The organism is Mucilaginibacter gossypii (genome assembly GCF_900100945.1).
Classification (GTDB): domain Bacteria; phylum Bacteroidota; class Bacteroidia; order Sphingobacteriales; family Sphingobacteriaceae; genus Mucilaginibacter; species Mucilaginibacter gossypii.
Genome location: NZ_FNCG01000002.1, coordinates 416,318 through 431,347, shown reverse-complemented (window position 1 = coordinate 431,347; position 15,030 = coordinate 416,318). Strand labels below are relative to the sequence as shown.

At 40.1% G+C, this 15,030-nt stretch carries 16 protein-coding genes; 10 read left to right on the top strand and 6 right to left on the bottom strand.

Annotated features, from left to right (window positions below):
• The first annotated feature begins 63 nt into the window (after positions 1-63).
• The 3 genes from BLS28_RS05285 (at position 64) to BLS28_RS05275 (ending at position 2,053) form a co-directional block, all read left to right on the top strand.
• Positions 64-765 carry a S24 family peptidase gene (locus tag BLS28_RS05285; protein ID WP_091163242.1) on the top strand — a complete coding sequence of 234 codons (702 nt, stop codon included), beginning with the start codon at positions 64-66 and terminating at the stop codon, positions 763-765.
• A gap of 209 nt (positions 766-974) precedes the next feature.
• A complete protein-coding gene (locus BLS28_RS05280) occupies positions 975-1,487 on the top strand; it encodes a GNAT family N-acetyltransferase (protein WP_091163241.1) in 513 nt (170 codons plus the stop codon).
• A 218-nt stretch (positions 1,488-1,705) separates the two neighbouring features.
• Positions 1,706-2,053 (top strand): hypothetical protein, encoded by a 348-nt coding sequence (locus BLS28_RS05275; RefSeq protein WP_091163240.1) that lies wholly within the window; start codon positions 1,706-1,708, stop codon positions 2,051-2,053.
• A 291-nt stretch (positions 2,054-2,344) separates the two neighbouring features.
• Here BLS28_RS05275 and BLS28_RS05270 read toward each other — a convergent pair whose 3' ends face one another.
• The 5 genes from BLS28_RS05270 to BLS28_RS05250 form a co-directional block, all read right to left on the bottom strand.
• Positions 2,345-2,635 carry an RNA recognition motif domain-containing protein gene (locus BLS28_RS05270; RefSeq protein ID WP_090523751.1) on the bottom strand — a complete coding sequence of 97 codons (291 nt, stop codon included), beginning with the start codon at positions 2,633-2,635 and terminating at the stop codon, positions 2,345-2,347.
• 146 nt (positions 2,636-2,781) lie between these two features.
• Entirely contained in the window at positions 2,782-3,378 is a 597-nt protein-coding gene (locus BLS28_RS05265; RefSeq protein ID WP_091163239.1) for a hypothetical protein, read from the bottom strand.
• A 274-nt stretch (positions 3,379-3,652) separates the two neighbouring features.
• On the bottom strand, positions 3,653-4,897 hold the full coding sequence (locus BLS28_RS05260) for a BamA/TamA family outer membrane protein (RefSeq protein ID WP_091163238.1): 1,245 nt from the start codon (positions 4,895-4,897) through the stop codon (positions 3,653-3,655).
• An 83-nt stretch (positions 4,898-4,980) separates the two neighbouring features.
• Entirely contained in the window at positions 4,981-5,445 is a 465-nt protein-coding gene (locus BLS28_RS05255; RefSeq protein ID WP_167516197.1) for an RES family NAD+ phosphorylase, read from the bottom strand.
• 97 nt (positions 5,446-5,542) lie between these two features.
• A complete protein-coding gene (locus BLS28_RS05250) occupies positions 5,543-6,046 on the bottom strand; it encodes an Xre family toxin-antitoxin system antitoxin (RefSeq protein ID WP_091163237.1) in 504 nt (167 codons plus the stop codon).
• A 175-nt stretch (positions 6,047-6,221) separates the two neighbouring features.
• Here BLS28_RS05250 and BLS28_RS05245 point away from each other — a divergent pair, with 175 nt between their 5' ends.
• The 5 genes from BLS28_RS05245 to BLS28_RS05225 all read left to right on the top strand — a co-directional run bounded on the left by BLS28_RS05245 (position 6,222) and on the right by BLS28_RS05225 (position 11,543).
• Positions 6,222-6,689 carry a terminase small subunit gene (locus BLS28_RS05245; RefSeq protein ID WP_176844374.1) on the top strand — a complete coding sequence of 156 codons (468 nt, stop codon included), beginning with the start codon at positions 6,222-6,224 and terminating at the stop codon, positions 6,687-6,689.
• Positions 6,690-6,737: 48 nt separating this feature from the next.
• Positions 6,738-7,997, top strand: coding sequence for a PBSX family phage terminase large subunit (locus BLS28_RS05240; RefSeq protein ID WP_091163235.1), 1,260 nt, complete (start codon positions 6,738-6,740; stop codon positions 7,995-7,997).
• A 44-nt stretch (positions 7,998-8,041) separates the two neighbouring features.
• A complete protein-coding gene (locus tag BLS28_RS05235; protein ID WP_091163234.1) occupies positions 8,042-8,761 on the top strand; it encodes a hypothetical protein in 720 nt (239 codons plus the stop codon).
• 212 nt (positions 8,762-8,973) lie between these two features.
• Positions 8,974-9,414, top strand: coding sequence for a hypothetical protein (locus BLS28_RS05230; RefSeq protein WP_091163233.1), 441 nt, complete (start codon positions 8,974-8,976; stop codon positions 9,412-9,414).
• 23 nt (positions 9,415-9,437) lie between these two features.
• Complete coding sequence (locus BLS28_RS05225) at positions 9,438-11,543, top strand: hypothetical protein (RefSeq protein WP_091163232.1); 2,106 nt, start codon at positions 9,438-9,440, stop codon at positions 11,541-11,543.
• A 5-nt stretch (positions 11,544-11,548) separates the two neighbouring features.
• Here BLS28_RS05225 and BLS28_RS05220 read toward each other — a convergent pair whose 3' ends face one another.
• A complete protein-coding gene (locus tag BLS28_RS05220; protein ID WP_091163231.1) occupies positions 11,549-11,998 on the bottom strand; it encodes a hypothetical protein in 450 nt (149 codons plus the stop codon).
• 106 nt (positions 11,999-12,104) lie between these two features.
• Between BLS28_RS05220 and BLS28_RS05215 the strand changes: the two genes are divergently transcribed.
• Together BLS28_RS05215 and BLS28_RS05210 are read left to right on the top strand one after the other, a co-directional pair.
• Positions 12,105-14,153 carry a hypothetical protein gene (locus BLS28_RS05215; protein ID WP_091163230.1) on the top strand — a complete coding sequence of 683 codons (2,049 nt, stop codon included), beginning with the start codon at positions 12,105-12,107 and terminating at the stop codon, positions 14,151-14,153.
• A gap of 90 nt (positions 14,154-14,243) precedes the next feature.
• Positions 14,244-14,825 carry a hypothetical protein gene (locus tag BLS28_RS05210; protein WP_091163229.1) on the top strand — a complete coding sequence of 194 codons (582 nt, stop codon included), beginning with the start codon at positions 14,244-14,246 and terminating at the stop codon, positions 14,823-14,825.
• The last annotated feature ends 205 nt before the right edge of the window (positions 14,826-15,030 follow it).

Here is a 15,030-nt window from a genome sequence, read left to right as displayed (position 1 = left end):
ACGAAACAAATATACAGAATAATCTTTATTATAATCAAGAAAAATATTTAAATTATTTTCATCATGGAAGACGACATAAAACCAAACAAAATAAAGATTGTACGGCCCGACACATTGGAGTTTATCATACTTTACAATCAGCTTAAGGGAAAAGCTTTTAATGGAAATGCTCAATTAGCTGAAGCGTTAGGCTTTAACTCGCCAAGCTCAATCACTGAAATAATAAAGAGCCGACAGAACATAGATCCAGAAAAACTCCGTATTTTTAAAGAAAAATACAAAGAATACATAATCGGAGACAAAAAACAGAATTTCTCTGAATCAAAGCCTGTATCCAAACACAGTGAGGGCATACCTATGTATGAAATTTCTGCAACCGCTTCAGGCGTAGAAGTATATAACGACATTAATGATTCACAGCCGGTTGGTCATATGAATTTCCCGGGCATTGAGGATTGCGATTTCGCACTTCCGGTTTGGGGGCACAGTATGTACCCATATCTTGAAAACGGCTGCTGGGTTGCACTAAAAATAATTCATGACAAAAAGATCCTGCCCGGCGAGGTTTATTACATCGAGTGGGGAGATTACCGAATGTATAAACGCCTGCTTGCAGGGGATAGCCCTGATGAAGTAATTGCACATTCAGATAATACAACCGAAATGGTTGGCAACCGGCTCAAATATGCCCCATTTATTATAAAAGTAGTCGACATCAAAAAACTTTGCCTTGTTAAAGACATCCACAAAAAGCATAACCATTAACCAGCGTGGCGGTAGAATTTATTAAAAGAACAACAAATTCCACCGCCATTGTTGCCTGCCCGGTGAGCGGTTATCATACCTATAAATTAACATCCAAACAGTATTATAAAACGGCCCACAGCGAAATAAGCCGATTATTTATTACAAAAATCAAGCTATCATAGCTTAAAACTTCGTTATTTTTAATTACAATTTGCTTGACAGATAAAATGACAATCCGGCTGGCTACCCTCAATGATATACCCCAGATATTAGCTTTTGTAGCTGAAGTAATACCTGGCATGAAAGCAGCAGGTAATTTTCAATGGAATGACGACTATCCCAATAAACAAGTATTTACAGAGGACATTAACCTTAACCAACTTTGGGTCGCCGAAGTTACAGGAGCAATTGCGGGTGTGGCTGCCCTAACTACCGATCAGGATGCAGAATATGCGCAGGCCGGGCTTGATATCGGTGAAGCTGCTATAGTTACGCATCGGCTTGCTGTAAACATTAACTACCAGGGCCGGGGCGTCGCCACAGCACTTCTCAAGCAGGCCGAACATGAAGCTATACAGCGAGGAATAAATACATTACGAATTGACACCAATATTGCGAACATGGCAACGCAAAAGCTATTCCCAAAGCTGGGCTATGTTTTGGCCGGCGAAATTAGCCTGGATATAAGGCCGGGTTTAAGTTTTTTGTGCTACGAAAAGCGGCTCAATAGCAAACAATAACAAATTACAACAGCTATCCGGTATGGCTAACCTGTTTCCATCTATTTAAAGCTTCACATATTTACACAAAACTTACAACCATTTCTCAATAGTTATTCACAAATGGGCATTTTATCAACAATAGCTTTTTAGTTTATTTTTTATTCAATTATATTTATAGTAATTATAAACCGCAGGCCTCTGCCGGAGTGATAAAGTTGTAATAAAAAGAGAAGAAGATGGAACCTATCATGATACTGGTAATCGCGGCTATTATTGCTGCCATAATTTTAGTTGAATTTAACAAACGGCAAAACACAAAAGCTGGCGATAGTAGTCATATAACCGCCGATGTGCAACAACTATACCTGCTTAAAGCTGCAGAACATAAAATAGAAGTAATTGAAGATTTACAAAAGAATGCTACTAATACCAACAATGCCATTGTAACAAGTATTGAACAGGAGTTAACACGCTTAACAGGAGCTTTTGAAAAAGGCGATATCAAATTGAAAGAATTTAACCTCAAGCTTGACAGCTTACTTAGTAACCTCGATGTTAACAATTCACTGGCACAAGCATCATAAACAATAAGTTACTTAATTGCGCCGGCTCGCATATATCACTTTAAAAGTGTTACATACCCCGACAGCGGTTTCTTACCATCTTTAAGATCAACCACGTGATAATAAGTCCCGGCCGGCAGCACGTGCCCATTAAATTGCGCACGTAAACAGATCAATTTCAGGGCTATTGTTTGGAAAGCAACAAATTAGTTTAAGTGATTTAAATTATAAAATCCCGCATCACCAAAAACAAAAAAGCCGGACTAAGCCGGCTAATATTTTAAAAAAAGAAGAATAATGTTTTAGTTGGTATTAATTACGTCTGAAGCCACCTTTTTGGCCACCGCCGTTAAAGCCAGGACCTTTATCTTCGGCTACGTTAACCGTGATCCTGCGGCCATAATAACTTGCTCCATTCATGCAACGTATCGCTTCTTTCGCTTCATCCTCGTTAACCATCTCCACAAAACCAAAACCCTTACTCTCTTTTGTTTCGCGATCCTTAATGATCCTGAGCGATTTAACCGGCCCAAAATCACCAAAAACAGCTGTTAATTCGGCCTCATCTACTTCTAAAGGAAGACCTGCAATAAATACTTTCATCAATGTTTTTAAAATTTGCGTAAAGGTACAAAAAAAGAGCCGGATTCCTGCCTCTCCGGGCACTAATGATGATTAGGTAATGGCTTTTTTACCTTCATATTACTGAATAAAACTTCCAAACCAAATGTTAAAAACAGAACCGGATTTTATTTGAGTTGTAGCTCGAAGCTTCCCTCAACGCGGTAAAAAGGAGAGTCAGACTTATCGTCTTTAGCTAAAAAGGTAAAGAAAGTACCTTTAGCAATCATATTTTCGTGATTATACTGATCCATATCAATCTTACCAAAATCCTGTTGTCCGGCATATTTGGTAAGGGTATATTGAAGTAATGGTTTTTTTTCATCAACCTTAAATAAAAACTGGCTTCCGGCTACGTCGCTGCTGGTTTTCACCGACGCCAATCCTAACGAGCTGATGCCAAAACTCATGTTATGCGCCTTATTGATTGCTGTGATGCCAAAGTATTTGTTATCGCCATTATGCACGTTTATGAATGCAATTGAATCCTGGCTGGCATCGAAAGTGTAAGTAGAATCTTCGATGGTAACTTTTAAAGTACCTTTGCCTGCAAGAAAATTACCCGGAGTATTGATAATGTTTACTGATGATACGCTGTCCTTACTGCCAGATGTTTTAACCGCGCTGATATCTTTCACTTCCTCGTCTTTTTGACAGGAAGTTAAAGCCACCGAAATGGATAAACTTAGTAAAACAAACCATTTAGTAAAACTGGTACGTATCATAGGCTTACTGGCGAATAAACATAGCAATAAATAATTACAAATTTCATTAAATATGGTTAAACGAATTAATTTTTTAACTTTTTTTAACCTTTATATGAATATACGTCAATAGTCATGCTAAAGTTGCCGGTTTATGCGCGGTAATGCCCTTTTAATAAAAATGCAAAAAACGGGCAAGCTACGGCCTATTTTCAGGAATTTTCACCATCCAAAATGTAAAAATTAAAATACAAATTACAGACAATATACTGTTAATCAAACCAATATCGACCAATTAAAACACTTCGCCCACATTAATAAACAAGCCTTTTGACCCTTCGCGCCCGAAACCATAATCAATGGCTATGTTTGTTTTGGATACCTTATTCAGTTTAACCCTTAAACCGGCTCCAAAACCAGGCTGCACAGTTTGCAAAGCCGTACCCGGTGCCGCCGAAAACGACTCGCCGTTTACAAAAGCTACCCCTCCAAGTAAACCATTACGGGTTATTTTAAACCGGTATTCGCTTTCAAGGTAAACCATTTGCGCCCCTCTAAACCTACCCTGTATGTATCCGCGCCCGGTAGTAAAGCTCGGGTCATGCCCTGTAGCGGGCAGGTCGAGATATGCCGGCCGACCATTAATTACCAGCCAATTGTATGACCAAAAGGCCAGCACGTTATCCGAGCTTTCCGGAAACCTGAAGTATTTGCGCACATCAACAATTAAAGAGCGCCAAGCAGTTGTACTGCCTAAAAAAGTATAATTATCCCGGTACTGTAATGAGGTGTAGAATCCGCGCGATGCATTAATCGGGTTGTCGCGACTGTCATAGAGCCCGCTAAACGTTATCCCGGTTGATATAGCGCGGCTAACGGGGCCGTACCTTTCATAGTCGGACGTTTTTCCGTTTAACTGACCTTTCTCGTACATATCCCACCTGTCATCAAAAATATACCCCAAACCGGCGTAAAAATTTCCGGATACATTGCGCAAAACAGTTTCATGGAAACGAAAAAAACTGTAAACCAGGGGATTTTCATTATCCCTGTCAGAATTACTGCCTAAGCCAAAACTGCTTTGCGGATATTTGTAAAACCTGAAATCGCCTATAAAATCATATTTGTTATTTTTCGACCATATGTTTGATTGGATGGGGACGATCACCTGCTTATTTTGAGTGTAAGCAGGGTTTACCGTTATAGTGGAGATCCGGGTATCGGGTGCTAACCTGAAAATCACATTGCCCGATATAGTACCCGCCAGCCCTGTTTGTAAAGTGTAACCTATAGCCGGAATAATTGATATTACCGGTTTTGAAGTTACAGAATCAACTTTGCCGGGCTTCTTGCTTTCACCAAAAATGGATCCTATAACGTCAAATACATCTTTTTCAAAAGTAGTGTCGGGATGGGTAACCAGTATTGTATCTTTATATTTAGTGTGCCCTATCGGGATGTATCTTTTATCCTGGGCGTGTACTCTGATACTTATGAGCAGGCCTGCAAAAATTAAAATGCTTGTTTTATTAATACCCATTATAATTATTCGATGCAGGAAAAGTAAAGGTTTATCCGTGCAATTATAAAATAATTATTTAAGTTATTTGTTTGTACAAGATTTTATTGAGCTTTAAGCCGCGGATCAAAAGTGAACTTATTTACACTGCTGATAGTTATTTTGTTATAATCGGGATGGGCCGGATTAAGCAGGTAATTATACTCCAGGTCAATAATTGCCGATGGCACTTTTAATACGGCCGTTTCCATTTTACGAAGCCAGGTATCACCAAGCAATTGAGTAACCGGGTAGTTAATTACCTTGTGCCAGTTGGCATTAAGTTTTTGGAGTTTGTTTACAGTGATTTCAAAAACAGGCAGGTTATCCGGTATCTGAAATATAATAACTGAAAAATCACCGGCATATAAAGCAGTACCAGGCGAGTGCGCCAGTTTTTCAAGACATGAAAGAGCCAGTGAACCGCCTGTATAGATCATATATTGTCCCAATGAATTCCATCGGCCGTCAATTCCTGAGCCTTTGCGGTCATGGGCATACTTGGTTTGACTTATCCGGTAAACGTTCAAAAGATAGAAGGAAAGATTAATAACCTATTTAGTGATCATAAATTTGCGTTAAAAATGCAATCAATAATTCACTAAATCATTAATTCAATAATTATTTTTAGGCAAGCACACCGTAATCAATACGGATAAGCTGACTTATTACAATACCAATGCCTGTTATGGTATCGAGCAAATCAAATGGGATAGCATCAATACCCGGATTATAATGTTTTAGCCAGCCTTTAAACTCATCAAGGGAGCCAAAGGTATCCAGGCCTTTGTCAAAAAGCTCAAACAGTTGAATGATGTGCTCACTCAGCCCCTGGTTTAGCTCATGTGTGCTTTGCAAATGCTTACGCAAAGTAGGCTCGGTTATATGCAACCATTTGGCAATATCACTTTGAGTAGCACCGGTTACCTTTAATAAATCAGTGATGGAATTTGAACGCAACCCTTGTTTTATAGCCCCAAGCTTAGCCAAAGGCGATTTAAAATAGGTTTCATAAGGCATCAGCAGATCATTAAAAACCTGCATAGGCGCATCGGTAAATACATAAGGGCGGGATGCAGCCTGCCCTTGCCGGCCTTCAATAGCTGTATTACGTTTAATTGCTTTGCTCATACACAAATGTAAATTTTTTCTATTAAAAAAGAAAATATTTACATTTTATTCATTCCACCGCTATGCCCATCCGCCTACATCTGCTTAAATAAAAAATTACCAATAAAATTAGTAATTGTGAAAAATATTCCCGACATTTGATTATTCCCTTATGCCAATCGGCATTCAAAACATAATGAAGCCTGATATATCTTCCTTTAATAACGCCGCCCAGGTTGAGCGGCTTATTGACAAATATTTCGCCTATATAAAGGGGAAATATCATATTGAACAAAAACCGGTAAAAAACAGTAAAGACAATGCAGAAACTATTGAACAAAAGGTTTGGGACCGTGAACCCGAACCTGCAACATTATCAGGACTGGCCCTTGCCCTTGGCTTTAGCAGCCGGCAGGAGTTTTATACATATGTACAGCACGGCCCGTTTTCACAGGCAGTTAAACAGGGCGTTTTACGCGTAGAAGCCTGCTATGAAGCCCATCTGCACCAAAATGTAACCGGGGCAATGTTCGCGCTAAAAAATATGGGGTGGAACGAAAAACATGATCCATTACCAAATACAGAAGCAGGGAACATTTTAACAGTAAAGGTTTTTAGCTCCGGTCCTCCTCCTGCCGGTAGCGAAAAAGAGGTAAAACTATAACCCCGGTACCCGTTTGCAACCTCAGCTATCAGATTAAAATCAGTAACAATGACCGATGAAGAAGTAATCACCGACATTACATTTAAAGAGCCGGAAGGTTTTCACTGCTCTGTCCTGTTCAAACAAAATTATCTTTCAACCGCGCATGTGGTAATTAACCAGGGAGGTACCAGCAGCGGTAAAACATTTGCCATTGAGCAGGCGCTGTTTTGCCTTGCCTGCGAAAACCCCAAACAGGTGATCACCATAGTTGGACAGGATATCCCTAACCTTAAAGCAGGCGCCCTGCGCGATGCTCTAAATATATACAGCTCTTCGCCGGTATTACAGGCAAAAATTAAAAGCTATAATAAAAGCGACCGTATTTTCGAGTTTCTCAACGGTAGCATAATTGAGTTTAAAAGCTACGACAACGGACAGGACGCAAAATCCGGAAAGCGCGACTACCTGTTTATCAACGAAGCCAATGGCCTTACATGGGATGTATATACAGAATTGGCCCTGCGTACCAAAAAGCGCATTTTTATTGACTATAACCCCAATACCGGCTTTTGGGTACATGAGCACTTAATTGGTAAACCGGGGGTACAACTTATAGTGTCCGACCATCGGCATAACCCGTTTTTAGGTCAGGAAGTACGTGACAAAATAGAAGCGTTAAAAACTGTTGATATTGAACTATGGAAAGTATACGCCCGTGGTTTAACCGGCAAAATAAACGGGCTTATATTTGACAACTGGTATATCTGCGAATCTATCCCGGCCGATGCCCGTTTGATAGCCCTGGGCTTAGATTTTGGTTTTACCAATGATGAAACCGGATGCATTGAAGTATACCAGCAAAACGGCGAATTGTGGGTAAACGAGTTACTCTACAAAACAGGCCTCACCAACACAGATATTTCCTCAAAATTAAAAGAGGCCGGTGTAGGTTTTAACTGCGAAATTATTGCAGATAGTGCAGAACCCAAATCAATAGAAGAATTAAAACGCCTGGGGTGGCGCGTTACAGCTGCAAAAAAAGGTGCCGATAGTGTTAAAAACTCTATTGATATCCTTAAACGCTACAAAATAAATATAACCCGCAATAGTACAAACCTGCGCAACGAGCTTAACCGTTATAAATGGCGCGTAGATGTAACAGGCAAAACCATCAATGAACCGGTTGACTCATGGAACCATTTGATAGACCCCTTAAGGTATATCGCCCTTAATAAATTAAAAATAAACGGCACCGGAAAACTTCAATCGCGCCTGCCGCACAGGCAAAGCATTCAACAGGTAGGGGTATTACACGGGCTGATCTAAACATCCATAATAAAAACTACAAAACCGACACAGGCTTAATAGATATGACAGAACAAATATTAAAAACAACCCAGGGCAAGTTGCGGGTCCGGATACCAACGCAATTAAATGAAGTAACCCTCGGCCAACTAATGGATTTGCAAGCCCGGCCCAATATAACAGATTTGGAGGCCATCAGCATACTTTCGGGCATACCGGTTACTGAGCTTCATAACATCAAAAACTATGATGATCTGCACCAGTTTGGCGATGCCGTGCTTTCTTTATCCCACCAGATTAAATACCTGTACAACAGTAACGAGATCCCCAAAGAGGTAATTTTTATGCTATCAGGGGGCAGCGGGGCACCACCCCAAAAAACAAAGGTAAAAGTAATGCAAAACCTTTCGGTTGAGCCTGCCGGCGCATTTATGGCAGCCCGCGATATCATAGCCGAAGAAATAAATACCCATATAAAAACCCATGGCGAAGATGATTGGCAGGAACATTTTAATCCTTCATTAAACGCTTGCTGCCAGATATTGGCGCAATACTTCTATTGCCGGGCAACAGGTAAAAAATATAACGAATATGAGGTAGAAAGCTTTATGGACGAAGTTAAAAAGCTACGGGTAACGGAGGCACTGCCCATCTCAAAGCATTTTTTTACCTGTTATCCCAGCTTATCGATGCCGAGAATAAGCTTTTGGCATCGGCTCCTACCGTATTGGAAAAAAGGGCAGGAATCCAGTCCTTCGAAAAATTTAAATATATCAACACTGTAAACTCATTAGCAGGCGGCGATATTACCAAATGGGACTTGATCATGAGTATGCCATATGAGCGCTTGCTTACCAAACTGCTGCTTAACAAAACCGAAGCTGAATATCAAAAACGATATAGCGAGCTATCTCAAACTACAACTTAAAGCGCCTTATCCCTGCAAGGCTATTAAATACCAAACCACCCCAACCCAGGGATCGGGGCCTGAATTATTATGCGTAACCAAATAGAAGCTATTGTACAAACACTTAATGGCAACCCGGCATTTGCCTATGGCACCCAGGCCGAACTGAATACCCTTGCAGATGATATCAGCTTTCCCTACGTATTTCTTTACCCCCTTCAGCCTATTGAGGTAAGTCCGCAGGTCAATGGCTCGGTTGATAATATGTTTACCGTTTATATGGAGTTTCTGTTCAAAACAGATTTTGGACAGTTCACGGCCGAAAATGAAACCTACGTATCGCAAGCGCTGCAAATGGCCAGTCAATTTGTGGTAAAAGCCTCAAAATACAGGGAAGGCGAAGGCCGGTACTTCAGGGTCAAAGCAGGGCAAAAAGCCAAATGTGTGCCGGTTTATAACAAGTTTGATGTTAACACCACCGGTATTGGTTTAACCATAACTTTATCGGCCATGTATTTTGATGTTTTTTAAACCCTCATTCTAACTAATAAAAAATGAATATAACAGCCACTATTAATGAAACCATCAGCTCAACAACCTACCCCGACCAAAACGGGGGGCAAATTGATCAGGGCGATGTATTCATCAGCATTATTGATGCTGATACCGGGCAGCCCACCAATGGCAATAACTGCGAAGTCACCTATCAGCGTAACGAAAACGGGTATACAAGCACCTTCAACGTTATTGTAGCCGGGCAATCATTCCCACTTTATTCAGGTATCATCAGGGATTACGAATATAGTCCCCAGGGCGATATGATCCGGAGCAACTATATATCGTTCAGCATAATTGCTGTCAAAGCCGGTGACAATCCTTCCCCCAATCCCTCTGTTTGTGATCTGAAGATAAATTATATAGCTATCAATAAGATCGAGTCGGCCCCGGGAGCTGCCGACGCTCAGATTACAGTTAACGCGACCTCAAGTTTTGCATCCATATTGTATAGTATCGATCTGGGTGCAAACTGGCAGGCGTCTCCTGTTTTTACAAACCAAAGCGGGGGGTTAAAACACATACTTGTAAAAGACAGTAACCCCTTAGGCTGTACAGACACCGCGGAGGTTAGTATTTCAACATCCACCAATCTGTTAACCGGTGATCCTTCGGTAATGCTCCCCGATGGATATGTATCACGCTGGAGCGCGGCGTTCAATCCTATCGTGTTTACCTATCAAAGAAAAGATTTCACGATTAAAAGCATAACAGCCGACAGCGAAAAAGGACATGCCTGCATCAGTGTTAACGCCAATTTTAAAGACACCAATACAGGGTTGGTTAAAGTTAAGGAAGGGGATAAAATCTATCTGAAGTCGAACGCTTATAAAGGAGTTTATACCATTGAAAAAGTAACAGGCACCAATAGCATAGTGATTGATACTCCCTTTATAAACGGTGACACTACCGGTTTTATTAATATCAACAGCATGTACCCGTATTATGAGCTGCATACCCGCATTACCTATACCGATCCGCTTACCAATAACCTATCCACCATAAAATCAGTAAACCGGCCGGATAATACCGGCTTAGTAAAAGCAGACCTGTCAAACTTTTTACAGAGCTTGCTACGCCCGGCCGACAGCAACGATTATAACCAGGTTGATCATCGCGATACCAATCTCTGTGCCGCTTATACGGTTGAGTACGCCCAGCATTATGATGATGGCTCAAACGAAGGATTTACAAGCAGCTTCAGTCAAATTCAGTATCCGTACTATGTGGTTTATGCGGCCAAACAACTCGGAGATAAGTATGGCGGCAATCTTGCTGCTTATGTTCCCAATATCAACTCACCCGCACAATGGATAACGGACTTTAAAGAGTCTGCATATTCGGCCGGATACCCATTTGATATTGGGTTCATCTGCACCGATGAGATGGCCGGCCTCCAACCCTATTGCCTGCTTACTTTGCTTGATATTAACCGGAACCCGCTACCCGGTGGTTCACAACCCGATTATTTGCAAAATGAGGATGATTCGTGGATCCTGAATGAAGATGGCAGCAAGTTTAGCATCGGTAACCAAACATCTTTTATCATGCCGTTAACAGGTCCAGCCGGCTTGCACCGGCTTATGGTTAATGCAAACTTCCAGGCCGTGGCCTATTACTTTAATATCCAGATCAGGTATGATGATGAAAATGGTTCGCATTCGTTAACCAAAGCACAAACTGTACGGATAGATGATGCTGTTGATGATAATTCAGTATACCTGAGATGGATCGGGCTTAGTGGTTCCTGGAATTACTATCGTTTTGTATTTAACCAGGAAATAAGCCTGGATGTTCAAAATGCTGTTATCATTAAAAACTTTGTACAAAACTGGCAAACCCAGGAAGGAATTGAAGAAGTGATCAGCAAAAGTGCAGGGCAAAAAATGAAGGTTATGGCCGAAGATCTTTCTGTAAATGATATCCGCGGGCTGCAGTCAATTAAATATTCGCCAAAGGTACAGATGCTGGTAAATAAAAATCCCGTCAGGTGGCAAACCATTGTGATAAATACCGCTACCTACAGCGAATATGAAACCCGCAACGGGCAGGCCCCGTTTAGCATAACATTCAACATGCCGTCCATAAATATTCAAACCCAGTAACGGACTTATTCTTTCGTAAAACTAATGTTATCAATCCCATAGTAATAATCACCATCAACAGTTATACTACTTTCATAACTTACTTCAAGTGCCTTTTCGCTAAGTGTATTAACGGTATAAGTGCCTTCATAAAATGCTGGTGTTGTTTTACTTATGGTTAATACTTTATCCTTCAAAGTGTATTGATATTTAATAAGCGCCGTTTCGCCCGACGGAGTGCGGTTTGACGTATAACCTGAACCATCATTATTAAAAATTTCAAAATCAGCAGCCGAGTAATCTGTACGGGCAGTATCTCTCAACAGCACATTGTTTTTATAACTGCGGGTATGATATTTTTTCAGGTACCATTTACCTGTAATAGTAACTACAGGGTTAGCAGCCTTATCATCTTTTTTGCATGATACCAGGCAACATACCAATATGGCAATTATCAAAAGATACTTTACATGCATTGAATGCTGTTTCAGGTTAATTGGTCGGGATCATAAACTTAAATAAATTATTGATAATAAACCAATTGTTTTAAACAACGGTCAACAACTAACATTTGCTAATTTCATGAATCAGATACAACTTTATATTAATGACCAACTGGTTGATTTAACTGATGACAGCCCTATTGCGCTTACCTTCCAGATCAATAACCTGGCCGAAGTTAAAAACCAGCAGGGCAATACCAGCAACCAGTTTAAGATCCCGCTAACGCAACGTAACCGTCAAATTCTGGGTTTTCCGGATCAGGTAGCTTTTACTACAAACCTGCCCTATGATAATTATCAGGCTAAAATTATACAGGATGGGCTTGAAATCATCCCTTATGGGTTAGCTGTGCTTAACAGCATTGAACAGGATACGGCCAACATCACCATATTAAGTGGCAATGTTGATTTTTTTGACGCGTTGGAGGGAAAAATCTATGACATGGGCGATAGCAGCAGCACCACATCCAATTTGGGTAAAAACCTGCCGTGGCAGGCTTTTGACCATCCCTGGAATTTGGAAACCATTGTTGCATCACAAAAAAAGGAAGAGGGTTGGATATGGCCTGTTGTTGATTATGGATCAATAAATGAGGTTGATTTTGATAAACCTTTGGATGTGTATACCATGCGGCCAGGTTTTTTCATTAAAACTGCAATCGAACTAATGATCAAAAACACAGGTTATAAAGCAACAGGCTCCTTGCTTAAAAATGAGTTATACCCTAAACTTATTTGTCAGTTTGCCAATGACGAGTTTGAACATGGTACCGATTTTCAGAACTCAGTTGAAGGTTTGAGTAAATCAGCATCGATGTTGTACGTTACAAATAACGAACTTGTAATTGATGGCGGGCAGTTAGGTATGCATGCCAATGATAATACGGACAGAACTTTACCAATTGGATTTCAGGAATACCACGCAACAGAGCGGGTTAACGGCACAGCAAGCCTCATTCTCGACTTAGACATGCATGGCGTGGCCAATACCGGCGATAACGGGTATTTTGAACTCATCATAAACTATCGTGATGCAAACGGCCATTCAAGCGAAGTGGCAAAGCAAACCATCAACTTTACAGATAAGGCTTATCCGCCTAATACCCGTGAGCGCACAGAACCGGTTAAGAATTTAAAGCTCACATACGATTTCGAGCTTAATAAAGGATATTCGATTTTCATCACTTACCACCTGCACCGTTATAACACCACCGTATTTATTCATAAAGGCGCTGTGTTTAGGTTCGATGTTGATCAGAAACCGGTTTTATATGGCCAGCAGGTACAATGCGAACGCATTTTTCCGGATATAAGTCAGAAAGATTTATTGAAGGATACGCTGCAACGTTTCGGCATTGTATGCCAAACAGATAACAGTACCCACACCGTGTCCTTTAATTCATTTGCAGATATTGTTTCCAATATTCCAATCGCAAAAAACTGGACAAGCAAGTGTATTGATCAGGGTAAAACCATAAGTTTTCAACTCGGCGGATATGCACAGGTTAATTACATGAAATACAAGGATGACGATAACGTATTACCCAAAAAACTGGCCGATTCTGAAATTATAGTTAAAGATAAGACCCTGCCGGCAAGTGCCGACCTGTTCGAAAGCCAGTTTGCCCCTACCCTTAACCGGGCATTTACCGGTGGAACTATAGCGCAAATTAAAAAGCTCGATCCTGATAGCGATACCAACGATTTCAGCATCAGCACATCACCAAGAATATTGATTGATCAAAAGTTAAACCTGCTCAATCTTAAAGATTATCCTACGGTAAAATTTACCGACGGCGAAAAGACTGTTGAGGTAAATGACGTAGTATCGGTGCCTTATTTTTATAAACCCGATGGTGAATTTAACCTTTGCTTTAGCGATAAACCGGGAGTTAACGGCGCAAAGCAGCCAGGTTTAAGAACAAACTATTATCCGCAACTGCAAAAGATACTAACCCAAACCAAAAAGGTAGTGCGCTATTTTTTATTAACCCCGCGCGATATCATGGAACTTGATTTGCTTATTCCGGTTTATCTGGAGCAGGACAGCTGTTATTATTATATCAACAAAATCGATAGCTGGCGTAAAGGACAGCCGACAAAAGTAGAATTAGTAAAGCTTGGTTAACATTTTTTTATTTTTCAAATATTATTTGCAACCCAAAGTGTAAACGTTATATTTACCAATAATATTAGTAAAATCTAAATTATCACTTTGATGAAATCATATAACCTTCTGTTGTTATTATTAATTATAGCAAGTTGCACTCCTCCTGTTAAAATAGTAGATGACCGACCGACTGAGGAATTAACGTTAATAAATAAATTTCATGTAGCTGATTCTCTCTATTCCGGAGAAGAAAATGCGATAAAAAAAAATGAAATATATGATAAACAACATGCTCAGGTAGCTAAATTGATTGTGGATACTTTGCATGCGAAAGCTGTGCAATGGCAGGCTACTCTTTATCAAATTGAATTAAAAAGTTACCCCGTTGATTATATCGAGGCAACTTTACTTGTTACGCCAAAGATTTACTTAGATGACGACCAAAAATACCCAGATTTGAGTAATATAGTATTATCTGCCAGGGTACTACCAGACAATACCATCATAAAAGATAAGCTAAAAGATTTGTTAAAAGGTGATAGAGTATTAATAACCGGATCATTTGAGAAAAATAAAACGGGGGATATTGAGTTTACAAGTAATGGGGATGATAAGGATTATGCTTTCTCAAACCCTAAACTTGATTTCAAAATAGAAAGCATTACTAAAATAACTAAAAAGCTACAGTAATAAATATCGCCTGATTATTTAGTTAAGGCTGCACACAACTTTGTTGATAATCAGTTCCGCATCCTAATATCCTAAGCCATAGCTCGGACAGTTCGCTATAACCGCAGATTCTTCTAATCATTCTGAATTAAATCAATCTTTAAATTATGCCAAATGGAATTTTAAGCATTAAGCCATCAAATTAAAAAAGACTTTTTTGTTTAAT